Here is a 24684-nt window from a genome sequence, read left to right on the forward strand (position 1 = left end):
TTTTATTTTTATGATTATTAACGTTAACGCACAAACACTCTTATATAGTTTGACTTTATAAAAACAATTGTATTTAAATCACTAGTGGCATATCTATATGGTAAATCACTGCTTCTCATAGGAGGTAGTTCCGTTAATACTCTTCCTGTTAATCCTTTAGTATTTAATAAATATTCTATACCAAAACCATATTGATCAATTAATATACCTTTACCATTTAAATTCGGTAATCCTTCCGGTGGATATAATTCTCCATAAAAACCAACTTTATTTATTTCATTTAAATTAAAATCTAAAACAGTACCTATATCAGACAGATATATTTTTTCAGCATAAACATTAGATACAATTTTATAAGCATTATTACGTCCACTATAAGAAGCAACAATAGTATTAGTTCTATAATCATATTTTACAAAATCGTAACCTGTTCTGTTATAAGAATAAATATAATTATTATAAAAAAAACTAGTGTCTTTAAAAACAGGCCCATCAGTAACAACTGAAAATTCCTCTTTAACTACATTTAGGTTTCTATCAAATATTGTTAAGTAAAATGATCTTCCGGCCCAACTATACATTACTGCTATATTGCCTGTTACTGGATCATCTAAAATCCTAGTCAAACCATGATTATATATATCACCTTCAGCTATTTTTTTTATTACTTGTGTTCCTGACTTATTGAATATATATAAATAACCTTTTTTTATTGAATCCCAGTCATATAAAAGTGCAAATTTATAGTTTAAAGAAGATTGAGGATAACTGTGTAATCTCAAATTATCTAAAGCTAAAGTTTGGTGAAAATCATTGTCATGTAAAACATTCATTTGCATAATTTTAAGCTGTCTATTATCATAATCTGATTTAAAACCTGTAAAAACATTATCCGAAAAGGTACCATGAGGAGAATAACAATCCGAATTATCATTGGATATATAAAATTCTCTTACTTTTTTATATTTTTTATATTCATTTTTTTTTATCCCAATACCATGATATTTTAATAAATCTTCTCCAAACACTAGCTCACCACCCTGTTGATTATATTGCCATCTGTATCATATGTGAAAGTCCATGTGTAAGTTTTTATAGTTATAGTACCTGTTTCGTTCTTAAATTCCCATGTATTTTTTGTATAATCATAGTTACTATCAGGATTACTTAGTTTAGATACCATATAATTAGTTCCATCTTTTCTTTTAAATGTAACTATTTTATAAATACCATTAATGTCTTTATCGCTTGCATATGAACTGTAACATTCCAATTTTTCTATTATTTTAGAAATATCTTTATTTATGCTTTCTTCTAAGTTTTCATGTTGCTTCGCAATATCAACCAATTGTAACTTATTTTCTGATATCTGCATCTGCAATTGTGCGGCAATATCTTCGTTGGGATCTAGAGAATTTTTCAAATCATCCACCCAATCAGTAAATCTCTTTCCTGTGACTATTTTAAATTCATTCATCCAAACTTCAAAGTCTTTTTCATGTTTAGATTTATTCTCTAAAAACCAAGCTTGGTACTGCCTAAATATTTCTGTAGTATCTACTTGTTTTATTGTTCCATGCACTATACCACAAAGCTCTGAATTTAATCTTGTATCTGTAATATTACTTTGCATTACAGATATAACGCCAGCTCTTACATATACATCTGCTATAGCAATTTCATAAGCATCCGCATCGCGTTGTAACATTACTCCAACTGGACTACTTGCATATTGTCCTTTTTTTACTACCGCTTTAATCTTTCTTTCTAAAAAATCTAATCTTAAAGCTATCCTATCTATTCTATTTAATACTCCATCTGCTGGGTCTAACTTCAAAATATAGTCATCTGTATTTTGATACATATACCCATTGATCCAAGCAAACCCTGCTTTAATTCTTATCTGCATATTATTATCTACAGCAACTACTTGCAATTGGTTTGCTGGATTAGGGAATACACCATTTCCTATAAAAGTACTAAAATATTTAGCAAAATCTTCAGCTAGATAAGCCCTATCGGGAGTACCATTTTGATCTATAATTGCATTAAAAAAGCTGCTTTTTTCCACTATCTCACCACCTGTTTAATTTTATCTATAATTGTAGGAATGTTATTCCCAAACACTACATTAACCTCTAACCCTTTTTCTTCATAAACTTCTTCTATTTCCGTTACCCTCGTGTCTATTCTTATTCCCCACTTTTTATCTACTATAGTTACAATGTCACCTAAATCATAATCAACTTTATATTTGTTATTACCTAATACGTTTATCTTACTATCAAAGGTTTGTATTTCCTTACATTCTTCTAATTTTTCTTTACCTCTTTGAAGTAACAAAGGTTTATACCGTTCCCAAGTGATTTCAACTTCCTCTGTTTCCTCATGTTCTCCAGTAACATTACCTTCTTCATCATAATCCACTACCATTTTTTTCTTTTCCTCTTTATCAGTTATATCTCTAGCATCTACGTACAACTCATATCTATCTAATCCTTTACCATTTTCTATATATGTTATTTTTCTATCTTTACCTTCTCCAGCACCAGCTATCAATGTTGTATTTCTATAATTATTTAAACTATCCATGTATTCCTGTTCTAAAATATTTTCAAAATCCCTAGAAAAAATACAAGGTGCTATAGATCCATTATTTATGCTTCTATCAACACCTTTATATACATCAAATAATATTTTTCTATTTTTTATATCTAATATATTTCTATATCCTAAATTATTTGTATTACTTATATTTTCTAACTGCTCTATTATATTTCCAAAGCTGTTAGTATATTTAATATCTTCGTTAAATCCTTTTAAATCTCCTAGAATTAGATTGGGTATTTTTCTATCTAAATTAGTTGGATTTATAGCATTACAATAAACTAATTCCCTCATTAAATTCTCTGTCTTTCCAGAAAAATTAACCCTATCCCAACTAATACGCCTATCTAAATAATTAGTTAAAAACTTACCTTTAATCTCTAAATATTCTTGTCCATCTTCTCCTATTTTTAGTTGCCTTGTTTCTATATAACCAGCTTCAACATCATTCTTTTTATAAACTACATTATCTCTTTTTAACAATTCCAATGTACTACAATCTAAAGCACAATGTAATTCAAATTCTCCACTTTTAAAATATCTTCTAATCCATCTTAGAGATGTAAAAGTATCTAATATACCTATTAATTCTAAATCTCTGTTAAATATATATAATTCCATAACTACACCCCCAAATATTGTGGACTAAAATATATATTAACTTCTAGATTATCCAAATTACTATCTGCATTGTAACGGAATAAATTATCTCCAACCTCTAATTGCAGGAATGCATCTCCTCCGCCAACAATATCTAAATAATTTAATATATCTGTTGTAACCCCATTAAGCTCTTGTAATATTTTTTTCTTACTATAGTTAGTATTTATTATAAATTTTTCTCCTGCAACCATTCCTTTATTAATCTTTATAAACTCTCTAGTATTTACATTAAATAAGCTAGGGTTGCTTAATGTTCCTCTTGCAAAGAATTCTATTATCATACCCGTTTTAACCTGTCCATTATTTAGCACATTAACTATTAAAGAAGGTTCCCTATGCCCCATTGTAATGCCTTTATCAATTGGAATTATTAAAGGGAAATGAAAATCTCCCTTCCATAACGCTATATTGACTTTACTGTCAATATAATCTTTCCAATATGGATTATTACATAAAAGACTTATTTGGAATTTAGGTTTATTCTCTTTAGTTATTACTGGTGCAGTTTCTACTATACATTCCACATATTTTCTTACATTCCCATCTGTATAAATTAATTTAGCCTGTAATTTAGGGTTTATTATGCTTAATAATTTTTCCCTATTAATTTCTTTATTATCTATAATTGCACCTTGGATAACTATATTTCTGTCATCTAAGGTACTTCCTACGCAGGTGCTTCCATCTTGTCCCATTCCTTTATTACTATAAATAGTATTTTTTAATCCACTTATCCCATCTATATTTTGCAAGAAAAAAGGACTCCAAATAGAAAATTCTATCCGTTGTCCTTTTTCATTTTCATATATAATTTTTTCTCTTTTATTCATATCACCACCTCACTTTTAAAAGCTTAAGGCTAGTTCCCTTAAATTATTTTTAGTTTGTCTTGCTACTTCTGAAGGACTTGGAGTTGGACTATATATATTTTGTACTACATTTATTCCATTACTGCCGCTAAATCCTTTTAATACATTATTAGCTACCTTTGTTGCTACACTTTCAGCGGTTTGCATAACCAAATCTTGACTTGCATCATGGTTAAATATTCTAGTTCCTCTTGGGAGGTCGTAAAGTTCATAATTGCTATTTCTACCTGGAGCATCATGTAAATAAGTAAGCCCTCCGCTAAAGTATCTATCTCCTGTCCATTTTTTTTGTGGTTCGGGGTCTCCGCTAGTTTTAGACTTAATCCATCTTACAATTGGGTTGTTAGCAAACCAACTCTTTAACTTTTCCCATTTAGTCATTATGTGTCCGTCTGTTGTATCAATGTCTTTAAGAGTATCGCTATTCATCTTTTTAATTTGTCCAACAACTCCAGCCTTTAATTCATTAGCCTTACTAATAGATCCTTGCCTTTGCCTTTCTGCTTCTTTTAACATTTTATCAGCCTGGTCTTTTGTTATAACCTTACTTTCATCTCTCATTTTTATTATTTGTTTCACAGTTCCATCATACTGTTTATTAGCTCTATCTACTGCGCCTTGCCTTTGCTTTTCTGCATTTTTTATTGTATCAGAAGCCTGCTCTGCTGTTATTCTCCCATTATAGTTTTTTAGCCTTTCCATTATCGCCTTTTGTTCAACTTCAGATGTACTTAGTGTTTTAACTGCATTTTCTTTCATTTGCTTTTGTAAACTGTCTATCGTTTTGGCTTCATCTGTTGTAATTTGCCTATGATTATTTGCTGCATGTTGGATAATTGAATTAATTTGATTTTGTAATCCATCAATTGTTTTTTTCTTTTCTTCCCAGCTGGTTGTAGTTGTTTGTAATATTTTAGCTTCCTCTGTTGTGGTTAAAACATTACTTCTGCTAAAAAATTCTTGCTGGCTTTGTAATTCTTCCGCCTTCTTTTTATCTAATCCAACCTTAATTTTATCCCCCATGTCTTTGTATAATTGTTGCAAATTAGAAGATTGTTGTTTTGTAATTGCAGTACTTTTGTTTAAAGTATCTGCAAAATCTTTTATAGTTTGCTCCTTTTGTTTTTTAGTAAGACCTTTTGTTCCATTAACCATTGCTGAGTACTGCTTTATAATTTCGTCCTTATTTTTCTTAGTTAATACTCCAGTATCACTGACCAATTTTTTGAAATTGGTTGTCATGGTGTTTTTTTGTTCATTGGAAAGTGAACTAGATTTTTTACTCATATCACTAAAATTTTTAAGAACTTTATCTTTAGCTTGCTTAGTAAATTTATCCGAGTTTACTACTAAACTTGTTAAAGCACTGCTAGCTTTCTTATCTATTTCCATGTACGCTCCAACCGCTTTTTTAGTTTCTTTTGTAAAATTAACTAATTTAGTCGTTGCCACAGTTGTTTTGTGCCCATATTGATCTACTGTTGTTTTTGTTGTTTTTAGTTTTTTATCGAACAAATCCACGGCTGGAACTGCATCTTGCTTTAAATTTTGGTGCAATTTATATGCCCCAAATCCTACTGCTGCTACTCCTACCGCTGCAATGCCTAGCACAGGAACAGACATTCCTAATGCTCCTGCTAATTTTACAACTCCACTTGCTGCCAAACCTCCAGCGCCTTTAACTCCACCAAATGCTGTACTTAATAATCCTGCTTTTGCTCCTGTTGTTGCCATTGTAGCTCCAGCCGTCGCACTTGCTACTTCTACTCCTTTTGTAGCAAGTGTTACTTTGCCTATTATTCCAGCCACCTTACTTCCAACACTTAAAATACTTCCAAATCCAGTTGCTATTTTTCCTATTCCTACTATAACAGGGCCAGTAGCAATAGCAAATGCTCCAAATTTAACAATATTTTTTTGTGTTTCCGGACTTAATGCTGAAAATTTTCGTGTTAATTCTGTTATTTTATCTGTAATTTCTCTTATTGCTGGCGCTGCTGCACTACCAATACTTATTGCTGCACCTTCCATTGCAGATTTTAAACTTCTAAAAGCACCACCCATATTATCTTCCATTGTCTGAGCTGCTTTTGCTGCACTACCATCAGCTTTTTTTAGTTCATCCGCATACTTTCTTATACTACCTCCGCCCTCAGTCATAAGAGCATTAATCCCTGCTATAGCTTCCTGTCCAAAGATAGTTACAAGTGCATTCATTTTTTGTTCTTCTGTTAATTCAGAGGTTCCCTTTTTAACCTCATCTATAACCTCACCTAAAGCTTTCATTTTGCCATTATTATCAAACACCTTAATTCCTAGTGCTTCCATTTTCTCTGCTGAAGCCTCTGAAGGTTTAACTAATCTAGAAATAGCACCTCTTAATGCAGTTCCTGCCTGGCTACCTTTAATTCCGTAATTAGACATAAGACCTATAGCACTTGCAGTTTCTTCAATACTCCAGCCTGCCGTATTAGCCATGCTGCCAGCATATTTTAATGCTTCGGCCATATCATTTACTCCCAAATTAGCCTTATTGGCTCCAAGACTTAATACATCGGCTACATGCGCTGCGTTTTCTGTTTTAATTCCAAATTGACTCATAGATGATACTAACACATCTGTGCTTTCTGTTAAATCAATAGCACCCGCCTGTGCCAAATTTAACACTGCTGGCATAGTATTCATAATTTCTGTTGTTCTATATCCAGCTTGTCCTAACATTACCATACTATCTGCTGCCTCTTTAGCACTATACCTGGTTTTTACACCCAAATCCTTAGCCTGGTCACTCATTTTTCTCATATCTTCTGTACTAGAATTGGTTATAGCCTTTAATTGGCTCATACTGTCATCATAGTCCGCTGTCGTCTTTGCTGCTATTATTCCTAATCCAGCTAAAGGTGCTGATACTTTTGTAGTTATACTTTTCCCTACATCAGTTATATTTTTCCCAGTGTCTTTTAGTTTTTTAGAATGATCTTCTAGTTTTTTGCCTGCTTGTACCCATTTGTTTTCTTGTTTATTTAGTTCTTCTGTTACTTTTTTTAGTTCCCCTTGGGCTTTGGTCATTTGAGATTGTGCTTTATTTAGATTAGTATCGTATTGTTGTATTTTCTTTGCATTAGACTCTACTGCTTTTTCTGCTTTTTTATGTTCTTCTGTTAATTTATCTACTTCTGCTTTAGCCTTTTTAGCCTCTTCGGATTCTTTCCCATATGTTTTTACTGCATTTTCATACTTTTTATTGGCATCATCTAAAGATTTTTTTAATTTATCTCTAACTTTTATATTATCATCTAGTTTAGATTTAGTTTTTTCTATAGCTTTACTGTATATATCTACTTTTTTAGAATGTAATTCTACTTGCTTACTTAATGCTTCCTGTACAGATTTTAGCCTTTCACTGTTTTTTCCAAATGCTTGAACACCAGAACTAGCTAACTTCATCTGCGATTGAGCATTTCTAAGTTCGCTATTTACACCTTTTAAACTAGAATTAAAGCCGCTACTATCTAATACCATTTTCGCAGTTATTCGTTTTTCCACATTACTAGCCATTATTAACCTCCTTTCTAAATCTTTGTATAAAAAAAGGCACTCTATTGAGCGCCTATCTTATAGAAATGGAATATCTTCTATATTTACTTTTTTATAACTTGCATCCCTTGTGGAATTATTTTCTTCATTATCATCTTTAATTTGCCATCTGTTAAATTTACAATGTAAGTTCCACATATCAACTATTTCTTTAAAAGTGCTATTCCAGAACTCTTCTTTTGTATAATTCAAATGTGTATGTGCTACGTAAAACAACCAATCAAAGTCAATTTCATATTTATGCTTTGATTGGTTGTTTAGTTTTTTTTATCTTCATTTTCTTCTTTCACTTGGATTTCTTCTGTTTCATTTACTCCCATGTAATCCCAATATAAATTTAATACAAAGTCAATTAATTCTGTATTTATTTGTTCTGGTGCTAAATTTTCTATTAATTCATCTATTGTAAATTCTTTAGTTATTTTTATTTTTTCTCCATCAATTTCTTTTATTTCTTTATCTACACAACAACAACTTAATAATTTAATTGCATTATTATAAAATTGTTTTCCTTCCATTATCCCGTTTACAACAAGTGCATAATTTCCATATTTTTGATCTATTTTTAAAACTGTCTTATTTGTCATTTTAAAAGAGTACTCTTTTTCACCTATTTTCATTTTTCTTGCTTTATATAACATATTATCTAATCCTTTCAACAATAAAATTTATGCCAGATTAATTCAAATTAATCAACCTTTATATATTAAGCTTCTTCAGTCCCTTTATTCTCCGTAATTTCTATCTTTTCTGTTGGTATTATTACTTCTTTAAAGAATTTCTCATCTGTCATACCTTCTTCTTCGTCGATTTTATATTTCCATCTACCATTAAAATGTAGTGGAGCAAATGTTGCTTTTAATTTTTTAGCTTGGAAATTAGATTTTCCTTCTTTACCTTTGTATTGTTCATCACTTATACTAAATGTTCCTTTATAAAGTATAATATATCTAGCCTTGCCATTACCTTTATTAGCTTTTGCTAAAAGTGCTACATCTGGTGCTTTATCATTATCGCTGTAAATTATTCCACCTTCCGTTGCTAACTTATGTCCTAATAAAAAAGCTTCATTTTGTGTCCCTAAATCTGCTATATCTACTTCGACATCAATATTAGCTAACGTGCTTTCACTCAACCATAATTTATTTTCTGCATAAAATTCATCTGTTGTAATTTTAGGTTTAATGCCTAGTTCTTTTACCCCTTCTAAATATCTTGGTTTTTCAAATATTGTTCCTGTTATATCATCTTTAGTTATTTTAGCTACATATAACTTTTCTAAACCAACTACTGGCACTACCTGCTCTACTCTTTCTTCCATATATTAATCCCATCCTTTTTAAATTATTTTTTGCATTAAAAAAGACTAGCCTTTGCTAGTCGGCAAATCTATCGAGAACCTCATAGGTTTATGATTTAGACCTGTTTCTTTTTCGTATAAATCCGCTGCCATGTCCCTGTTAAATCCATTTTGTATCATTATTCTTTTTACTACCTCTTCACATTCTGTATAATCTCCAGTAGAAAATATATCTATCTGGACCACATAAGTAGTATAATCTTCTTTCCCTTCGGAATAATCTGCACCATATTCATTTATAATCTCATATTCAAGATATAAGTCTTTATTTGAATTATTAGCATGAAGAAAATATACTTTTTTATCTGGTAATAAATCCAATATTTCTTTATTATTTAATACTTTTAAAAGATATTGCTTTATGTTCACATATAATCTACCTCACTTTGTCTAATAATTCTTTAGCCAATATACTTAATGCTTCATCTTCTGTGTTCTTAACACTTCTCTCGAAATATCCTATATTGTGCTTGGCCATGCTTGTTCCAAATTCTTCAAAAATATCATAAAATTCTTTTGTTTTAACTTCTCCAACTGTTGCTAATCCTTCTTTTTTAACTTTTTCTTTTACTTTGGCTAATTTACCACTTCTCTTAGTTGTATTCTTCTCAAGCTCATCAGCTATAGGTTTTATAGCTTCCCTTACAGCCTTTTTCTCGTCAGTTTCATCTATGGTCATGTGTTGTAACATATCAGTTAATTCTTCCATGCCTTCAATTTCTATTCCATCGGCCATTATGTCACCACCTTATTATAGTGTTCTGTGAAGTATTTATAATTGCATAACCTATATCTCTAAGTTCTTGCTGTATATTGTTAGGAATAAGCTTGATATCTGTTGAACGGTTTCCCTCTTCACAAGCTTGTTTAATTTTATTATTTATATTTCTTCTTATACATTCAAAATAATATTCCTCGGCTTCTCTAGCACTATTCATTATTAATTTATCATCAATATATTTATCCCACATTTATATCACCTCAATAGCCTTTATCTTAAGCCATCTATTTTTATATTGTATATTATCTATAAAAGTTATATCAAAATATCTATATTTATCTTTTTCTTTTGTAGCATTTTTATCTTTTATAGTTTTAATTCTATATTCTTTAGTATTTATATTTTTTAAATCTTTAGAATATCTAACTATAAATTCTACTGTATTTTCTGCTTGTACTGCCTTTGCTGCATAAAACTCTTTTCCCCATAGATTATTCATAGATGCCCGAATAGCTTTATAATCTATCCATTCTTCTATATCAAATCCATTTTCATTTTGTGTAGTTATATATTTTTGTATAACTATCCTTTTATTCAAATCTCCTATATTAACCTTAAACATTTATATCACCATCATAGTTACTTAATTTGTCAAGTATACTAGTTGTAATTCTATCCTGTTTGACATTTTGTGGTACTTCTGTACTTCTGTTTTCGTACATATCAACACAAAGTTTCCTTTGTAACAAACTAGCTAATTTAACCATTTTTTCATCTTGTTTATACCCTTCTCCTACCATAGAATCTATATATATTTGGCTTATTTCCATTAATTCTTCTGGGAGATTATCAGATTCATCATCAACTATGATATAATCTTTTATTTCCTCAACCGTCATATTATCACCTACTTATTAAAAGGGTAGCATTAAGCTACCCAATTATTAAAACTCTATTTTCTTTATACTTCTTGTAGAACCTTTTTTAACATCTATTCTTTCTAATATTCTTAACATCTTTGTATCATTTTCAAACTTTTCAGCTTTAGCTATTGTAACTTGTTTTCTATCAAAAAACTTTACAGCTTCTTTCATATTCACCATGTAAGCTACTTTTGTTTTTCCTTCTGTAAGTTTTATTAAAGAATCATCAAATTCCACTATAGGTTTCCCATTAAAATAATCTTGTCCATTTATATTGGTTATAAGATTTAAATTTCTCCCTTGTTTATCTTCAGCATTTTTCCATTCAGAATATAAAGTGGTATTAACTAAAGTAATTAATCCGGCTTTTACAGCAGGTACTTGTTTATCCATTTCTTTAGCAAAAGCTTTATAATCTACATCAGTATCAAGTATTAACGGTGCAGCATTAGAATTTATAGTATTTAATATTCTAGAATTTTCACTTCTTACAGCTTTCTCCAAAAATACGGTTTTAGCCATGTTTTCTATATCAACTGCAGCATCATCTACAACTTCACTAGATAATTTTATTAGTTTACCTATCTTGTCAACTTTATAATCTATTTCTGTAGTAGCCAAAGAATCATCTTCTATATCATCACCTTCTAATACTAATGTCAATTCATCTCCTTGATCCAAATCTACACATGGTTTAGTCCCCGAATTTGAAGTTACTGGAATAACATCACATAAAGGTTTTAATGCTCCAAATCCCTTTCTTAATTCTTCCAATTCATTTATAAATTGTTTTGGTACTACAGCTTGATTGTCAGATATTTTTACTACTGCTCTTTCTTCTTCTGTTAATTTTTGTCCTAATACAGCCTTTGTCATAGCTCTCATTTCATTTGTTCCTTCTTTTCTAGTTCTTCTCTTTTGATTTTCTAAGTCTTCTTTTTCTCTTTTCTCCTGTTCTGCAGCTCTTTCTTCTTCTTCTTTTTCTAACTCATTTATTTTCGTTTCAATTTCTCGTATTTCATTATTTAAAAATGTCATTTCATCATTTATATTTCTTAATTCTTTTATGTCTTCTGTAATATTAGCCCTCTCTACTAATTTAGTTCTAGCAGCTTTCTTTTTATTTAACATCTCTCTTAAAAATTTTAACATATATATTCCTCCTCTTATTTGTTTATATTTATTGAAATTTTAGTTCTTAATTTTTCTATTTCATTTTCATCAGAAGGTTTACCCTTAGTCTTCATACGTTCTTTTTTATTTCTTGCAGATACTTCTGTGTCCTCGTATGCTGGAATAGGAGTTATTGTACCTTCTAATAGTTCAACCTTTAATAAAGTACTTCTTACTTCGTCTTTTTCAGAATTGTAGTTTGTATCTTCTTCTAAGATATAGAATCCAAAACTGCACCCTCTACATTCTCCTGTTTTTACTAATTCATATACATCATTTGCATATGTTAGTTTTTTATTAATAATAGCTTTAAACTTTAAACCTATATCATCAGTAGTTAAGATTAATGTATTATTCCTAGTTGAGGAAAGAACCTTACTCATGTCATGATGATATACTAAGAATATGTTGTGTCCATCTGAAAGTGTTTCATCAAAAGCATTTCTATCTATTTTTTCATAATACTTATTCCAAAGTTCTGTATAAGTATCAAACTTAGCAATATATCCTTCTAATTCAATAGTATTATCATTTTCTTCCACTTCTCTAATTTCAAACTTTTCTATACTTCTAAGTTCTTTCTTTTTATTCATCTTCCTCACCTCCTCCATTATCAGTTTTATTTTTTTTTGAATAACTAACATTACCAGCTAATAAATCTTTTAATAAAACCTGCCCTGAAGGTAATGTTATTATAGGATCTCCTCCTAGTTTCTTTACACCTAAAATTCCTCTTGCCATGTCTAAGTCATAAACACCATTTCTAACATAGCTATTTATAACTTCTGCTTGTGTTTTACTATCTGTTCTTAGCAATACATTTGTATTAGATCTTATTTTATATCCTTTTTTCCTATCTGTATCAGTTAATAGTTTCCAGTCCATTTCCTGTTCTATCTGTTCAAAATACACAAGTAGTGTATCTGTATAAAATTTTAAATTGTCCTGTTCTTCGCTCTTAGCATTTTCCTTCATAAATCCTAACTTGCTAAGAGGTACACCTAAAGCACCAGCAATTTCTTCTTTAGATAATCTACGTAATTGCTCAAATTGAGCATCAGCTAGCTTTAAATCTAATGTATTCACGGAATATCCAGCAGGTATAGTAAATACTCTCCCATTACTAGAATAAATCCTATCGAATTTTGATTGTATTTTCTTAAGTTCCTTTTCTTCTTTAATATCAGATGTAAGCTGTACTGCTATTTTATTTGTTAACCCATTAGAAAAGAGTTTATTTAAATACTCTTGGCTTTTAATTGAAGTATTTAAATTTTGACTTAAAATTTTAGTTATAGAATCTGCATTTATACCATCTTCAGTGTACCCTTTCAATAAAATAATGTCTTTTTCAAAACAGCTGTATAAATTATTATCACTAAGCATGTAAAAATCATATAATATTTTATTTTTTTTATTGCTCTTTATTAAACCCATGTTATCTATTGTTATATTAGAAATTGCAACTGGATATAAACCTTCTATTCTTCCACTCTTATCTTTATTTATATAAAGTCCACTCATTCCTTTAACTATGGATAAAGCTACAAAAGCCTTCATACAATCAATTGCATTCATATATGGATTTGGTCTTAACCTTAATTTTTCATACAAACAATGCTTTTTTTCTACAACTTCACCTTTTTCAGTTTCTCTCTTAACCTGTAATGGACATTTTGCAATGGACTTACTTAGAATATCTACACATGAGTAATAAGTTATTTCTTTCTTATTATTTGCTTCATATCCTTGTTCAAATAAACTTGTATAAGTCCATTTAGATAAATCTCCATTATTTCTTTTTTCTATCTTATCCCATATCATTTAATCACCTGCCTTTTTGTATAAGATAGCTCATACTAAATAAAGCAATTGCTAATAAGTACATTGCAATGTATTTATTTAGTGTAAATGTGGTGAAAAAGACTATAAAAAAAGAAATTATCAATAACATATCAGCTATAAATAATTTCTTTCTAAATATATTTATTAACTTTTTAAACTCCTTTTTTATTTTACTCACTCCTACCAATCTGTTTTTTCTAATTCATCCACTGGATTATAATTTGTATCTCCTCCTAATAATTCTGTAAAAGCAAATATTAAAACTACAACCATATCAATTCTTTGCTTATTTTTATTTTCCTTAATAAGCATTTCATCATCAGCTTTCCCCTTAGTAGTACTTGCTTTATTCATATTCCAGTCAAGAAGTTCATTTTTAACATATCTTATCTTTTTATCATATACAGCTTTTCTATATTCCTTTGTGGCAGGACTTAAATTAGTAAAAGTTTGCTTTAATAGTACAACATCGTAATCCTCTGCAAGCCTTTCCATCATTTCTTTTGCATTCATTGGATCTGTTACTATTACGTCAATTTCACATTCATATTCAGTTTCTATATTTCGTATATATTCTTCAACCTTCGTATAGCTTACTGTCATTCCTGAATGAATATCACAATAACCTGCTTTTTCATATTTTCTATAATCTATATGCTTTTCTCTTCTATTAGGTAAACTATCTTCTGGTAAAAATCCATGTGAATTGCAATAAATTATGCCTTCATCTTCAAACTCTATCCCTACTGCTGTCAAGTCTGTAGTTACTGATAAATCAACCCCAACTTTAACCTTTTTGCCTTTAATTCTTTGCTTAAATTCTTCCTCAGTAATAACCCACTTTTTCCAGTGCTTTATATCAAGATATTTATTTTTCTCATTAGTTTCAAGAAATATATTAAAGTTTTTGGTCAATAATTCTTCCTGTTCACTCGTCTTTATTTTAGCTTTTTCCCTGTCTGCTCTAATCTCTTCATAGTTTTCTTCAACTCTTAGAGGATTGGCTTTATATAATCCTCTATCTGTCCAAGCTTCTTCTTTTGTACAATAATATAACAGACAAAATAACTTTGGATCAGCAACAACTCCATTTAATACAGCTCTATCATATTCTAATTCTTCCAACATAATTGAATCACTTTCAGCATAAGCAGTAGTTGTTTGCATTTGAATTGGATTTAATACACTTAACTGACCTTTTCTCATTGCCTGAATATTATCATTTGTTGTAAAAGCTCCTACTTCATCAGCAACAAAACATGCAGGTCTTATAGAGTTGTTTTTATTTGCTTTTGCAGTCCTCGGGACATAATAACTATTAGTTATTAAACATTTAATTATACCTATTTCACTATCTGATACAAAAAAATGTTTTTTAATATCTGGACTTGATGCAATTAATTGTGCCATAGCTTTTCTTGTTTCTTTTGCCAAATCCCTATCTATACATATACTATAGAATTCGCTAAAATTTTGTTCTGTAAGCATTAAAAGGAGGATTACTAAAGCTGCTATAAAACTCTTTGCATTTTTACGAGGTATAAATAAAACTATATCTCTATATCTAAACTTCTTTTTATTTTTCTTATATCTCCATCCAAAAATGGCAGCAATAAATAAAGCTTGAAACCCTTCTAAATTTTCTAATACTTGTTTACCAGCCACAAATCCAGTAGCATAATTAAACAATTTCAAAAGATTATTTATTTTTTTAAGTTTTTTTTCACTAAAGCAAAATTCAAACCCTTCTTTATATTGATTTATATTATAATCACATAAAAACATTTCACATTGTTGCTTCACTTCATCAGTCGTAATCTCTTTTTCTTCAATAACATCATTACAATATTTTAAAGCTTTATCTAGAAGTATCAATCTTCATCATCTTCTCTTAAGGCTTTTAATAATGGATCCTCTTGTTCTTCCTTATTGTTCAATGCTAAGTTTCCAAGTTTTGCTCTACTCTGTGGAGATAAACTTAATTCATTACAACATCTATATAAATCCTTAGTATATTTATCTTTAGCTGACATTAAATCCTTATTGCATAAACTACCTAAATTTTTATTTATTATTGTTTCTATAGTTCTTAATCTATCTACTGATATTGCACATGTAGATAAAATATAGACATCTAGATTAGTTAATATTCCAGTCATTTTTAATTCTTCTACAATAAATTTATATATATTTTTTTGTTTTTCTGAAAGATATTCTGGAGGCTTCTCAATTTTATCAGCTAGACTTTTTATTCTTTCTTCTTTTTCTTTTCTAGCTTCAATTTCAGCTTTTGTATTATGTCTACTTTGACTGTCTATTACTTTGCATGGTCTAGCCATATTTTTCACCTTCTTTACTTTAAGTTTTAAAACTTTCATTTTGGGAATTTTATGCGACTGAGAGGGCACCAGGGACTTTCTAAGTTTGTATAAAAATTTTCAACCCTCCCCCGGGGCATTAATAAAATTCCTTATTAAACTTTTCTATTAAATCTTTTAAAGCTTTCTGTATCATAATTTTATCCTTATAACTTTTATCCATTAACCTATGAACTTTCTTATGACAACAATCTCATAATGGTATTAAGTTATTTTCATCTAGTCTTAAATCAAATCTATCCTTTATAGTTTCAATATGGTGTGTATACTCACTCTCTTGTGTGAAACCCTTAACCCAACATACTACACACAAGCCAACGTAATGTCTCTTTATACTCTCAGATAACTTTAACCAAAAACTATTACTATAAAACCTTTGTCTTTCTTTCTCCTTTAAATCTTGTAACCTTTTATATTTATATTGTTTATATCTTTCCTTCCTCTTCTTATGCTCGCACTTACATAGCTTACCTTGCATTACTTTCCTACCACATTCGGTACACTTTCTATATAGAGGCACTATATCTCTATAACCTTTGAGTTAACTTCTTTTTCTTTAAGCTTAGTAAGTTTCTTATCATTTGAAACCTTGTGTGGGTCTTCCTTCCATTTAGCTTTCTCTTTATTATTCAACCAATACTTTTCTGCATTTAACTCAGGGCCTTTATATTTTTTAACTTTACTAATAACAACACCTTCATTTGTTACTATTTGTCCATCAACTACATCTTCTGTTTTAACTTTTGTTACTACTTCTTCATAGTAATGATATCCAATACAACATTTATACAATGCCTTTTCAACTTCTTGATTCTTCTTGTCCTTTGCCGTAGCAATTCGGCTCTTAAGTGCTACGTTATTGCTCTTATATTTCCTAAAAGTGGAATATGCAATTCCTAACTTTTCAGCTATTTCCTTATCCGTGTTATTACTTTCAACCCATTGCTCTATCTCATCTAGACGCTTTTCAATTATGTCTTCAAAGCTATCACTTCTTGCCAATTTTTTCACCTCATTATCGTAGCACTTGCTTTGTAAAGTGCTACGCTATTTTTTTTATATTTTCTAACTTTTTAAATTTACTGTAAAAATATAAAATAGCATTTATTAACAAAACCCTTTGAAAGCATTGATATATATAGCTTTTATACGTATGCCTAAAATCTATCCGAATGTTTAATTATATATGTGAATAGCACATTCATTTTAAAAATTAACTTCTAATATATGCACTTAATTTTATACCTTCAATACTTACTATATAATTTTTTAAACATTGACTAATAAAAAAAATAAAATATCATCTAATATATTCCTCTAATGATTTTGAATACTGATGATATTTTTCTTTATCTAATCCTATATACTTTTTAGTTTCTTCTATACTTCTATGACCTAATAACTCTTTAACTGCAACTATATTCTTATCACTTTCCATGTATATTTTATATGCATACGTCTTTCTCATACTATGTGCAGTTATATCATTTAGATCGAAATATTCTCCTGCCTCTTTTAATATATTGCTTACTGCTTGTACTCCTATATGCTGATTAATGCCTTTTCTAGATTGAAATACATATTCATAATCTTTTTTATTTTTAATCCAGCCTTTTAATATTTTAGCGAGCTTAGGAAGTACTTCAACTGATCTCGGCTTTTTGTTTCTTTCTTTTATGTTTTTACAATTCATTTTCTTTCCTTCATAAATTGTAAATTCATTTCTCTTTAAAGCTTCTTTAATATCTCTAACCTTTAATTTGACCAAGTCACCTGCTCTATACCCTGTTGTAATTCCTAGTATAAACAATACATAATCTCTTTCGTTTTTATATCTGAGATAGTCTTGTATATCTAATACTTTAGTTGTACTAGTAATTGGTTTAGCAGGCCTTTTTATCCCCAACTATCTCACCTGCCTTATTGTTCCCTTAATTTTCTTATAACTACTATGTCTCATGCATTCTTTTAAATTGTCTGTTATTTTTTGTTTTTTAACTTTCCTACTGCTGCAATAAGGACATACTAAGTATCCTTTTATTTTTTCTAATTCTTCTGTTAATAAAACAAATTCTTTATTGCAACAGATACATTTATAACTTGTATACATACTTAGCACCCCCTTTCACATTTACATAAGGTATATATCATTGGAAACTTAATAATTGAATAAAAAAAGCACTCTATTGAGCGCCTAACATTCTATTCTTTAACTTATTCATATCATTACCTATCTCCGCTTTAAGTTCATCTATTTGCTTAAGTAATTCTATGATTTTATGTTCGTCTGTTTCTTTACCATATTGTTCATATAATTTTCTGACCTTCTTTTGTTTTTGTCTTATATTTTTATCAGTAAAAAATGATGTATATCTTTCTTTACAATATGGACATTTAAAATAGAGTTCTACTATACCATCTGCATATTTTTTCTCTTTAGCTTTTATTTCAAAATCTTTATTACACTTATTACAATATACTTCCATAGTTATTTCCCTCCTTTACATACTAAAAATAAGAATCCTATTAAGGAGTTCTATGTAAAAAACGCCTAGCCAGTAGTTACATACAATAACTACTCTGGCTAAGTGCTTTTAGTACATACACAATATGTTTATTTTTGCAGTTGCCTTATTGTACGATAAAACCCCTGCGTGGGCTTTTAACCCTTATATCATATAATATATTATCTTTCCTTTTGTTGCATTAATTTTTTCTTTAATTTTTCTTGATTTTTTCTAACTTTTTATTTATTAAATATAATTTAAAGCTGCCATAAATTTTTTTAAAGTCCTATTCCTAAAATAATAAAACTTATTTTTATCTAAACTTAAGCTCTCTTGTATTTCTTCTCTTGTCATAATATCTCTAAAATACCACTCTTCAATTATTTTTTTACTTGTAGGATCTATCTGTCCTAATACTTTAGTTATTACATCAACCTTCCAACTCTTTTCCATGTCCCTTAACATATCTTCTTCTACAGTGCTTGTATGAGAATATCCATTCTGCTTTATTTGTCCCCACCTATTTGGAGAACCTAGACCTGGAGTTTCTATGGCTAACAACCAATATGGATAATTTCTTAAATCATTCTCTACATTCTTTTTATATCTCTCATAAATCTTTTTATTCATCATAGTTCTTTGTTGCTCCTTTCTTTATGCCACAAACATCACTCTCACTACAATATTCACAATTAAATTTACACATTGAATTTTCTTCTTTATCTATCTTCTTAAATGCCACTAGCCATGTAAAAGTTAATATTGCAATAGCTCCAAATATTTTATTTAACACAATACTCCCTCCTAGAACTGTCCTTTTTTCCTCCCCCTTGATTTCTCAATACTCTTAACCCTTAAGTCTGTAATATCTGCATATAATAATCTTTTCCTATATTCTTTTTGCCTTAATCTTAAATTTGCATACTCCATGAATCTTTTTTTATTTTCCTCCATGATTACCACCTCTTACTTTTCTTTTTATCCTGCCTAGTTTCATCCTTTTCTTATATAAGCTGTTTCTATTCTTAACTCTTTTTTTATATCTTTTTAAATGCTTGTCTTTTTCTTTTAAATCCTTTTTAACATTCTCTAATGCTCTATCTAATATTTCATCTATCCAACTCAAGCTATCACCTGCCTAATTCCACATATAGGAATAGGTATATATCTATTTCCCTCAATTATGTTGCAAGTGTATCCATTATTATAAATGTGAACTACTTTTCCCTGTATAATTTCATCTTTATATTCTGTTTCAACTATATTACCTAGCTTTAAAGTTTTTTTAAAATCTTGATCCATACTATCTGCATTTATTTTTTTATACTTTTCTAGCTCTGCTATCTTTATGTTGTCATACTCTAATACCCATCCATTTTCTATGACACTTATTACTTTATTGCCTTGATTAAAAATTATATTTTCGTCTCCCGGTCTTTTTATAGCCTGTCCTTTTATTTTCTTTATTTTTTCTTTCTGTATGTTATTTATTTTTAAATCTTCTCTGAAATAAATAATCTTATCCCAAGGCAGAACACTTGATTTTTTCTTAATTACAAATTCTTCTTCACCTTTTTTATTTACATAAATTGTTTCAAATCTATCTTTATATTTAATTTCAATCCCTAAAGCTCCACCAACATATCCTATTATTCTATTTAAATTCTCATATGTTTTATACTTTGCTATGATTTTGCCTTGCTCAATATTATTTATTTTTATTTCTTTATTTTCTAATTTTATAACTGGTTTATCATTACTTTTCTTAATATTTTTATCTATATCCCAGATACTTACCTGACCATCAATCAAGACATTGTCTATCTGTTTTTTAGCCACTTATAACACCCTTTCTTAATGTTATATAGTTCTAATACACTAGTACAGTTAAGGTGCAAGAATATACATTTCAATCCTTACACCTATTTACTTTTATTTCTCAAATTATAATTTATAGTCTTCCTAATTTCTTTCTTTTTTCATATAGCTTCTGTCTATTTATAACTCGTTTTTTATATTTAATTTGCTTTTTATTCATATTATCTTTTATATAGTTGTAAAGGCTCTGTATTATATCGATAGGTACATACCCTGCAACCATTCCATCATATAACTGTAAAAATTTATTTCTATGTTTCCAGTTATTAAAAAAGATATTTTCTTCTAAATCGACCCATGCATCCTTATTAAATATTGCTACTTCCATTTCTTTATATTTATATAAATCAGTAATTGTCTCTCTTGGTGTACAATAATGAAATTTTGAAGCTTGAATAGATAACTCATATTCTCCAATTTTTATGCGTTCCATTATTCTGTTTTTTAAATGAAATGTTTTTTCGATACAATTTCCATTTAATAATTTTCTAAAATTATTATTCATATTGGCCTCCTATTATTTATTAGATTCTCTTTCATTTATTTCATTCCTAAACCTTATATTTGTATTGTGACTTTAGATGTTTATTTTGCCTGAAGCTAAAGCTAATTGTTCTTCAGTTTCCCCTTCGGCAATTTTATCTGAAATACTAAAATCTTCTCCGTCTTTATATCCTTGATCATAAACCTCTGAATACCCTTCAAATTGAGTTTTTGTATCTACGGAGCCTTTAAACTTTATATTTTCATGTGCTTCAACTACTTCTGCATCCTTAACGAGGACTAACCCCCACTCTTGATTGGATCTCTTTTGTTCTTCAAACATTTTGTTTAACCCTTTAATAAAACCTAATGCATAGTCATTTTCAAGGCCTTTGGTACTATAGCCATCTCTTGAATATCGATATCTTAATTTTCTTACCGAGCTGTTGATACAGTCTACCGCATACTCTAATACTATATTGCATACAAGTGTGTCTTCTTCTCTTCCGAAAAATGCAATTGTATGAGACCTTCTTGTTTTGAAATAATAGTAGCACCCAAAATTATCAGCTATTACCCTGGCTAATTTAGCTTTCCATTTAGCCTTAGTAAATGATACTGTACTTACTTTCTCTTTAATTGAATTATTATATATCTTAAATTCTTTAACTTCCTTTAAAGAAAGTTTGTGTTTGGCAAGTAATTCTTGAGCTTTAAGCAATGAAACTTTAGCTTCATGTTCATTACTGCTTTCACTTAGAGCTAAGAGTTTTTTTATCTTCTCAACAACCTTTATATCCATACTTTCTCCTTTCAAATAGTACACAATAATTTCAAATTGTGTATTATTCTTCATATTCTATAAATACATCTTCACTATCCCCTTCACTATCTAAGATTATATTTTCATAACCTTCACTTATTCTCATCATAAGTATTTCAAAATCATTTAAATATCTTAAACTTCTTAAATCTGTAGTTTTCATATATTGACTAGTATATTTACTACCTTCTTCTGGTTTCCATGCATGTATGCTAAATTCAAATTTTAACTTTTCATCTTCTTCACATTCAAATCTAACCATAAATGTTTTATAACTGCTCCATGTTTCACTAACTTCTTCAACATCAAAACTTGTAGTAATATATGCACCACCGCAATCAAAATCTAATTCATCATTATCAATTTCGGACTTACAATATTCATTCCACTCTGAGAAAATATCGCTTATTTTTACCTCTCTTGAACCATCTTCACTTACCATTAAATTCTTAAAATTTTCAAGTAAATTTCTATTTTCTAAGGTGCTACTTTTTAATACATCAGTTAATACACTATCCAGCTTAACAATGTATTGTGAATAATCATAATTTTCTAAATATGGAATCATAACTGATTTTACTTTTTCTTCTACAACCTTTTTTACATCTCCACCCCAACTAAACATATCACTTATTGATTTTTCAATACACTTTTCTAATTGTTCTGCAATTACTTTTTCTATAATCCCTTTTTCAATCTCCTTTGTAATACAATCCTTTATACTATTTTCTAAATTATTCATATTAACTTCCTCACTTTCATTTTTTAAATTCACATTTTTATTTCATATTCCTAACTATTCTTATATCCCTTAAAATGCTTTACCATGTTTATATGTTCTATTTCTATTCTTTTTCATTTTCTTTTTGATTTCTTCATCTAAGTCTATATCCAAACCTCCAGCTAAATCTGCAACTCTTATTACTATATCTGCTAACTCTTCTTTAAAATTCTCTCTATCATCTTTTCTAATGCCTTCTAATGCTTCACTTGCTTCACTTACTATTAGCATTAATCTAGTAGCTATAGCATTGCATTTATCTATTTTTACTTGTTTTTCTCCATCTTTTGAAATATTTATTGCCATATTTTCTAGCTGTTCGATTCTTTCCCAATCTTCCCAAAAGCCATGACTTTTAGCATTTCTATGTGCCTTTTCTACTAACTCATTTATTTCCATTACTTATCCCCCTCAATCATTTTTTGGCCTACATTACCTAACATTTTTTTAATTGATGATGGTAACTGTTTTTCTTCTTTCTTTCTTATTACAGTAGCCTTATAACTTCTCATAAAATTAGAACCGATTACCTTTTCTATACCATCTACAGTTTCCTGGCTCCAATTATGCAATATATTATGACTACCTATCGCCTGTTGTATCTTTTCAGGCAACTTATTAAATTCTTCTTCAGCATTATAAGCAGAATTTTTAATAGCCTTCCGTACTAGTCCCCACGCTTCAATCTCTGTCATTTCTGATTTTCCACCACTAGTTATATAATTTATAGATTCTATTACTTCAGCCACACTTGGAGGAAACTTATTAGTTGCTATAACCTTCTTAATTGCAACTTGAACTAAATTATATTCATAGTCTTGTAACATATCATTCCATAAAGTCACCATCATTTTAGCATCACTAGCTTTTAAGTCCTTGGCCCATTGTGGGTATGCCGCTTTTATAATGCTTAATATTTTTATAGTTTCTTCTAGTGTCATTTACACACCCCCATTTAACATATCTAAAAATACGTTGCTTGAATCAGTATTACTTGAATTTTGTTTTATGGATTCTTGCTTCAATGGGAATACACCTTTCCAACTGTTCATTATTGATTGTTCTAATATTTTTATTTTTATATCATCATCATTAGATAATTTATCTAGGTTTTTAAGCATTAAGTCTAATGCATTATTTGTCATTTTAGATTTTATTAGAGTTCTCATTTTTATAAATTCTAATATAGTATTTTTTAATTCTTCATTTTCTGTATATTCATCAATTATTGTATTGTAAGTTTTCTTAGTACCTTCTTTCTTACTTCCTTTCTTTTTTTTCTTTTTCTCTAACTCTGTATCTTTCTCTATATCTAACTCTATATCTATCTCTTTCTCTAACTCTATCTCTGGTGGACGTTCGTCAGACATTTGTCCTTTTGGTAATAAATTTTGTTTTTCCATTTCTATTTTCTTTCTATATGCTCTTTTTCTATCTCCCTCTGAACTACTCTTACCTATAAAGTTTTGTATATCTAGCATATAAATAGCTCCATTATCCAATATTTCTATTAATCCTAACTCTATAAATACTTTTATAGCCTTTTCTACTATCGCAATGTTATGTCCTGTTACTGTAGCAACCATCTTAGGGTTGTATGGAATATGTTCTTTAAACATTAACCTTCCTTCATTTTTAAGTGATTTTAAATATAATTTCATTAATATGTCTGAGTATAAATACCCATTGTCCATGCTTTGTAAAATCTTTATATCTTCTGTATCATAAAAATTTTCTTTAATTCTTAGATAATAATATTTTTTATTGTCACTCAATCTTTGAACCTCCTAACTCTGTAGAAATTCTAGTATGTCATTTAAACTTTACAAATACTTCAATTTCTTATAAACTGTACTTAACGATTTTTTATTTAATTATTAGGCTCCTGGCAGGGAGCTATTTTTTTCTCTATATAATTTTTCCAACATTCAAAGCAACTACTATCACTGTTAATATACCTACACAATTCAAAATCAATCTGTTCTGGGCAACTAAATTGCTCTACACAAAATCTAGTAAACTTTTCTATTCCTATAGCTTGTACATTTCTTATATAGATCTCTTTATCTCTCATAG

General features: G+C 29.1%; 35 protein-coding genes. All 35 read right to left on the reverse strand.

What is annotated here, in order from left to right; translation table 11 throughout:
- Window positions 1-23: 23 nt before the first annotated feature.
- The 35 genes from ACYUDJ_RS15280 to ACYUDJ_RS15450 all read right to left on the reverse strand — a co-directional run bounded on the left by ACYUDJ_RS15280 (window position 24) and on the right by ACYUDJ_RS15450 (window position 24682).
- A complete protein-coding gene (locus ACYUDJ_RS15280; protein WP_043032320.1) occupies window positions 24-1028 on the reverse strand; it encodes a hypothetical protein in 1005 nt (334 codons plus the stop codon).
- A complete protein-coding gene (locus ACYUDJ_RS15285) occupies window positions 1028-2071 on the reverse strand; it encodes a hypothetical protein (RefSeq protein WP_043032321.1) in 1044 nt (347 codons plus the stop codon). The genes ACYUDJ_RS15280 and ACYUDJ_RS15285 overlap by 1 nt, the downstream gene beginning before the upstream one ends.
- Window positions 2071-3228: a siphovirus ReqiPepy6 Gp37-like family protein gene (locus ACYUDJ_RS15290; RefSeq protein WP_043032322.1), complete on the reverse strand. Its 1158-nt coding sequence runs from the start codon at window positions 3226-3228 to the stop codon at window positions 2071-2073. The genes ACYUDJ_RS15285 and ACYUDJ_RS15290 overlap by 1 nt, the downstream gene beginning before the upstream one ends.
- Window positions 3229-3230: 2 nt before the next feature.
- A complete protein-coding gene (locus tag ACYUDJ_RS15295; protein ID WP_043032323.1) occupies window positions 3231-4100 on the reverse strand; it encodes a phage tail family protein in 870 nt (289 codons plus the stop codon).
- A gap of 15 nt (window positions 4101-4115) precedes the next feature.
- Window positions 4116-7697 carry a phage tail tape measure protein gene (locus tag ACYUDJ_RS15300; RefSeq protein ID WP_460289656.1) on the reverse strand — a complete coding sequence of 1194 codons (3582 nt, stop codon included), beginning with the start codon at window positions 7695-7697 and terminating at the stop codon, window positions 4116-4118.
- Window positions 7698-7754: 57 nt separating this feature from the next.
- Window positions 7755-7928 (reverse strand): hypothetical protein, encoded by a 174-nt coding sequence (locus tag ACYUDJ_RS15305; RefSeq protein WP_243249029.1) that lies wholly within the window; start codon window positions 7926-7928, stop codon window positions 7755-7757.
- A gap of 65 nt (window positions 7929-7993) precedes the next feature.
- Window positions 7994-8377 carry a hypothetical protein gene (locus tag ACYUDJ_RS15310; protein ID WP_043032325.1) on the reverse strand — a complete coding sequence of 128 codons (384 nt, stop codon included), beginning with the start codon at window positions 8375-8377 and terminating at the stop codon, window positions 7994-7996.
- 65 nt (window positions 8378-8442) lie between these two features.
- Entirely contained in the window at window positions 8443-9057 is a 615-nt protein-coding gene (locus ACYUDJ_RS15315; RefSeq protein ID WP_043032326.1) for a major tail protein, read from the reverse strand.
- 45 nt (window positions 9058-9102) lie between these two features.
- Complete coding sequence (locus ACYUDJ_RS15320) at window positions 9103-9465, reverse strand: type 1 periplasmic-binding domain-containing protein (RefSeq protein WP_043032327.1); 363 nt, start codon at window positions 9463-9465, stop codon at window positions 9103-9105.
- A 7-nt stretch (window positions 9466-9472) separates the two neighbouring features.
- Window positions 9473-9832: an HK97-gp10 family putative phage morphogenesis protein gene (locus ACYUDJ_RS15325; protein ID WP_043032329.1), complete on the reverse strand. Its 360-nt coding sequence runs from the start codon at window positions 9830-9832 to the stop codon at window positions 9473-9475.
- A 4-nt stretch (window positions 9833-9836) separates the two neighbouring features.
- Window positions 9837-10067, reverse strand: a complete 231-nt coding sequence (locus ACYUDJ_RS15330) for a hypothetical protein (RefSeq protein WP_043032331.1) — start codon at window positions 10065-10067, stop codon at window positions 9837-9839.
- Window positions 10068-10439, reverse strand: coding sequence for a phage head closure protein (locus tag ACYUDJ_RS15335; protein ID WP_043032333.1), 372 nt, complete (start codon window positions 10437-10439; stop codon window positions 10068-10070).
- Window positions 10432-10716 (reverse strand): head-tail connector protein, encoded by a 285-nt coding sequence (locus ACYUDJ_RS15340; RefSeq protein ID WP_043032334.1) that lies wholly within the window; start codon window positions 10714-10716, stop codon window positions 10432-10434. Before ACYUDJ_RS15340 ends, ACYUDJ_RS15335 begins: the two co-directional genes overlap by 8 nt.
- 45 nt (window positions 10717-10761) lie before the next feature.
- A complete protein-coding gene (locus ACYUDJ_RS15345) occupies window positions 10762-11892 on the reverse strand; it encodes a phage major capsid protein (RefSeq protein ID WP_080333578.1) in 1131 nt (376 codons plus the stop codon).
- A 14-nt stretch (window positions 11893-11906) separates the two neighbouring features.
- On the reverse strand, window positions 11907-12506 hold the full coding sequence (locus ACYUDJ_RS15350) for an HK97 family phage prohead protease (protein ID WP_043032335.1): 600 nt from the start codon (window positions 12504-12506) through the stop codon (window positions 11907-11909).
- Window positions 12499-13737: a phage portal protein gene (locus tag ACYUDJ_RS15355; protein WP_043032336.1), complete on the reverse strand. Its 1239-nt coding sequence runs from the start codon at window positions 13735-13737 to the stop codon at window positions 12499-12501. Before ACYUDJ_RS15355 ends, ACYUDJ_RS15350 begins: the two co-directional genes overlap by 8 nt.
- A gap of 201 nt (window positions 13738-13938) precedes the next feature.
- Window positions 13939-15633: a terminase large subunit gene (locus ACYUDJ_RS15360; RefSeq protein WP_043032338.1), complete on the reverse strand. Its 1695-nt coding sequence runs from the start codon at window positions 15631-15633 to the stop codon at window positions 13939-13941.
- Window positions 15630-16097 (reverse strand): phage terminase small subunit P27 family, encoded by a 468-nt coding sequence (locus tag ACYUDJ_RS15365; protein WP_033063276.1) that lies wholly within the window; start codon window positions 16095-16097, stop codon window positions 15630-15632. The genes ACYUDJ_RS15360 and ACYUDJ_RS15365 overlap by 4 nt, the downstream gene beginning before the upstream one ends.
- 232 nt (window positions 16098-16329) lie before the next feature.
- Window positions 16330-16614: a hypothetical protein gene (locus ACYUDJ_RS15370; protein ID WP_243249031.1), complete on the reverse strand. Its 285-nt coding sequence runs from the start codon at window positions 16612-16614 to the stop codon at window positions 16330-16332.
- Window positions 16615-16655: 41 nt separating this feature from the next.
- Complete coding sequence (locus tag ACYUDJ_RS15375) at window positions 16656-17138, reverse strand: helix-turn-helix transcriptional regulator (protein WP_043032341.1); 483 nt, start codon at window positions 17136-17138, stop codon at window positions 16656-16658.
- A gap of 298 nt (window positions 17139-17436) precedes the next feature.
- A complete protein-coding gene (locus tag ACYUDJ_RS15380; protein ID WP_043032343.1) occupies window positions 17437-18042 on the reverse strand; it encodes a tyrosine-type recombinase/integrase in 606 nt (201 codons plus the stop codon).
- A complete protein-coding gene (locus tag ACYUDJ_RS15385) occupies window positions 18043-18255 on the reverse strand; it encodes a hypothetical protein (protein ID WP_043032346.1) in 213 nt (70 codons plus the stop codon).
- Window positions 18256-18319: 64 nt separating this feature from the next.
- A complete protein-coding gene (locus ACYUDJ_RS15390; protein ID WP_043032347.1) occupies window positions 18320-18622 on the reverse strand; it encodes a hypothetical protein in 303 nt (100 codons plus the stop codon).
- A gap of 267 nt (window positions 18623-18889) precedes the next feature.
- Window positions 18890-19276 (reverse strand): hypothetical protein, encoded by a 387-nt coding sequence (locus ACYUDJ_RS15395; RefSeq protein WP_043032348.1) that lies wholly within the window; start codon window positions 19274-19276, stop codon window positions 18890-18892.
- A complete protein-coding gene (locus tag ACYUDJ_RS15400; RefSeq protein ID WP_187648972.1) occupies window positions 19266-19436 on the reverse strand; it encodes a hypothetical protein in 171 nt (56 codons plus the stop codon). Before ACYUDJ_RS15400 ends, ACYUDJ_RS15395 begins: the two co-directional genes overlap by 11 nt.
- Before the next feature lie 11 nt (window positions 19437-19447).
- Window positions 19448-19597: a hypothetical protein gene (locus ACYUDJ_RS15405; protein ID WP_043032350.1), complete on the reverse strand. Its 150-nt coding sequence runs from the start codon at window positions 19595-19597 to the stop codon at window positions 19448-19450.
- Window positions 19584-19769 (reverse strand): hypothetical protein, encoded by a 186-nt coding sequence (locus tag ACYUDJ_RS15410; protein WP_043032352.1) that lies wholly within the window; start codon window positions 19767-19769, stop codon window positions 19584-19586. The genes ACYUDJ_RS15405 and ACYUDJ_RS15410 overlap by 14 nt, the downstream gene beginning before the upstream one ends.
- Window positions 19766-20482 carry a hypothetical protein gene (locus tag ACYUDJ_RS15415; protein ID WP_043032354.1) on the reverse strand — a complete coding sequence of 239 codons (717 nt, stop codon included), beginning with the start codon at window positions 20480-20482 and terminating at the stop codon, window positions 19766-19768. The genes ACYUDJ_RS15410 and ACYUDJ_RS15415 overlap by 4 nt, the downstream gene beginning before the upstream one ends.
- 112 nt (window positions 20483-20594) lie before the next feature.
- Entirely contained in the window at window positions 20595-21026 is a 432-nt protein-coding gene (locus tag ACYUDJ_RS15420; protein WP_043032355.1) for a hypothetical protein, read from the reverse strand.
- Window positions 21027-21098: 72 nt separating this feature from the next.
- Window positions 21099-21830 carry a DUF2786 domain-containing protein gene (locus tag ACYUDJ_RS15425; RefSeq protein ID WP_243249034.1) on the reverse strand — a complete coding sequence of 244 codons (732 nt, stop codon included), beginning with the start codon at window positions 21828-21830 and terminating at the stop codon, window positions 21099-21101.
- A 19-nt stretch (window positions 21831-21849) separates the two neighbouring features.
- A complete protein-coding gene (locus tag ACYUDJ_RS15430) occupies window positions 21850-22569 on the reverse strand; it encodes a hypothetical protein (RefSeq protein ID WP_043032357.1) in 720 nt (239 codons plus the stop codon).
- Between the two features lie 69 nt (window positions 22570-22638).
- Window positions 22639-23007 (reverse strand): MazG nucleotide pyrophosphohydrolase domain-containing protein, encoded by a 369-nt coding sequence (locus ACYUDJ_RS15435; RefSeq protein WP_043032360.1) that lies wholly within the window; start codon window positions 23005-23007, stop codon window positions 22639-22641.
- Entirely contained in the window at window positions 23007-23549 is a 543-nt protein-coding gene (locus ACYUDJ_RS15440) for a replicative helicase loader/inhibitor (protein ID WP_043032362.1), read from the reverse strand. The genes ACYUDJ_RS15435 and ACYUDJ_RS15440 overlap by 1 nt, the downstream gene beginning before the upstream one ends.
- Window positions 23550-24383: a phage replisome organizer N-terminal domain-containing protein gene (locus ACYUDJ_RS15445; RefSeq protein WP_043032364.1), complete on the reverse strand. Its 834-nt coding sequence runs from the start codon at window positions 24381-24383 to the stop codon at window positions 23550-23552. It abuts the gene before it with no gap.
- Between the two features lie 95 nt (window positions 24384-24478).
- The gene (locus ACYUDJ_RS15450) at window positions 24479-24682 is read right to left on the reverse strand and encodes a hypothetical protein (protein WP_043032365.1); all 204 of its coding nucleotides are present in this window, start codon (window positions 24680-24682) and stop codon (window positions 24479-24481) included.
- Window positions 24683-24684 lie beyond the last annotated feature (2 nt).

The organism is Clostridium sp. CTA-6 (assembly GCF_054768115.1).

Excerpts from the sequence above, each read along its gene's own strand:
- ACYUDJ_RS15290 (WP_043032322.1), bottom strand. The coding sequence starts at position 3,228 with ATGGAATTATATATATTTAACAGAGATTTAGAATTAATAGGTATATTA.
- ACYUDJ_RS15295 (WP_043032323.1), bottom strand. The coding sequence starts at position 4,100 with ATGAATAAAAGAGAAAAAATTATATATGAAAATGAAAAAGGACAACGG.
- ACYUDJ_RS15300 (WP_460289656.1), bottom strand. The coding sequence starts at position 7,697 with ATGGCTAGTAATGTGGAAAAACGAATAACTGCGAAAATGGTATTAGAT.
- ACYUDJ_RS15310 (WP_043032325.1), bottom strand. The coding sequence starts at position 8,377 with ATGTTATATAAAGCAAGAAAAATGAAAATAGGTGAAAAAGAGTACTCT.
- ACYUDJ_RS15315 (WP_043032326.1), bottom strand. The coding sequence starts at position 9,057 with ATGGAAGAAAGAGTAGAGCAGGTAGTGCCAGTAGTTGGTTTAGAAAAG.
- ACYUDJ_RS15325 (WP_043032329.1), bottom strand. The coding sequence starts at position 9,832 with ATGGCCGATGGAATAGAAATTGAAGGCATGGAAGAATTAACTGATATG.
- ACYUDJ_RS15330 (WP_043032331.1), bottom strand. The coding sequence starts at position 10,067 with ATGTGGGATAAATATATTGATGATAAATTAATAATGAATAGTGCTAGA.
- ACYUDJ_RS15335 (WP_043032333.1), bottom strand. The coding sequence starts at position 10,439 with ATGTTTAAGGTTAATATAGGAGATTTGAATAAAAGGATAGTTATACAA.
- ACYUDJ_RS15340 (WP_043032334.1), bottom strand. The coding sequence starts at position 10,716 with ATGACGGTTGAGGAAATAAAAGATTATATCATAGTTGATGATGAATCT.
- ACYUDJ_RS15345 (WP_080333578.1), bottom strand. The coding sequence starts at position 11,892 with ATGTTAAAATTTTTAAGAGAGATGTTAAATAAAAAGAAAGCTGCTAGA.
- ACYUDJ_RS15350 (WP_043032335.1), bottom strand. The coding sequence starts at position 12,506 with ATGAATAAAAAGAAAGAACTTAGAAGTATAGAAAAGTTTGAAATTAGA.
- ACYUDJ_RS15355 (WP_043032336.1), bottom strand. The coding sequence starts at position 13,737 with ATGATATGGGATAAGATAGAAAAAAGAAATAATGGAGATTTATCTAAA.
- ACYUDJ_RS15365 (WP_033063276.1), bottom strand. The coding sequence starts at position 16,097 with ATGGCTAGACCATGCAAAGTAATAGACAGTCAAAGTAGACATAATACA.
- ACYUDJ_RS15370 (WP_243249031.1), bottom strand. The coding sequence starts at position 16,614 with ATGCAAGGTAAGCTATGTAAGTGCGAGCATAAGAAGAGGAAGGAAAGA.
- ACYUDJ_RS15390 (WP_043032347.1), bottom strand. The coding sequence starts at position 18,622 with ATGGAAGTATATTGTAATAAGTGTAATAAAGATTTTGAAATAAAAGCT.
- ACYUDJ_RS15395 (WP_043032348.1), bottom strand. The coding sequence starts at position 19,276 with ATGATGAATAAAAAGATTTATGAGAGATATAAAAAGAATGTAGAGAAT.
- ACYUDJ_RS15405 (WP_043032350.1), bottom strand. The coding sequence starts at position 19,597 with ATGGAGGAAAATAAAAAAAGATTCATGGAGTATGCAAATTTAAGATTA.
- ACYUDJ_RS15420 (WP_043032355.1), bottom strand. The coding sequence starts at position 21,026 with ATGAATAATAATTTTAGAAAATTATTAAATGGAAATTGTATCGAAAAA.
- ACYUDJ_RS15430 (WP_043032357.1), bottom strand. The coding sequence starts at position 22,569 with ATGAATAATTTAGAAAATAGTATAAAGGATTGTATTACAAAGGAGATT.
- ACYUDJ_RS15435 (WP_043032360.1), bottom strand. The coding sequence starts at position 23,007 with ATGGAAATAAATGAGTTAGTAGAAAAGGCACATAGAAATGCTAAAAGT.
- ACYUDJ_RS15440 (WP_043032362.1), bottom strand. The coding sequence starts at position 23,549 with ATGACACTAGAAGAAACTATAAAAATATTAAGCATTATAAAAGCGGCA.
- ACYUDJ_RS15450 (WP_043032365.1), bottom strand. The coding sequence starts at position 24,682 with ATGAGAGATAAAGAGATCTATATAAGAAATGTACAAGCTATAGGAATA.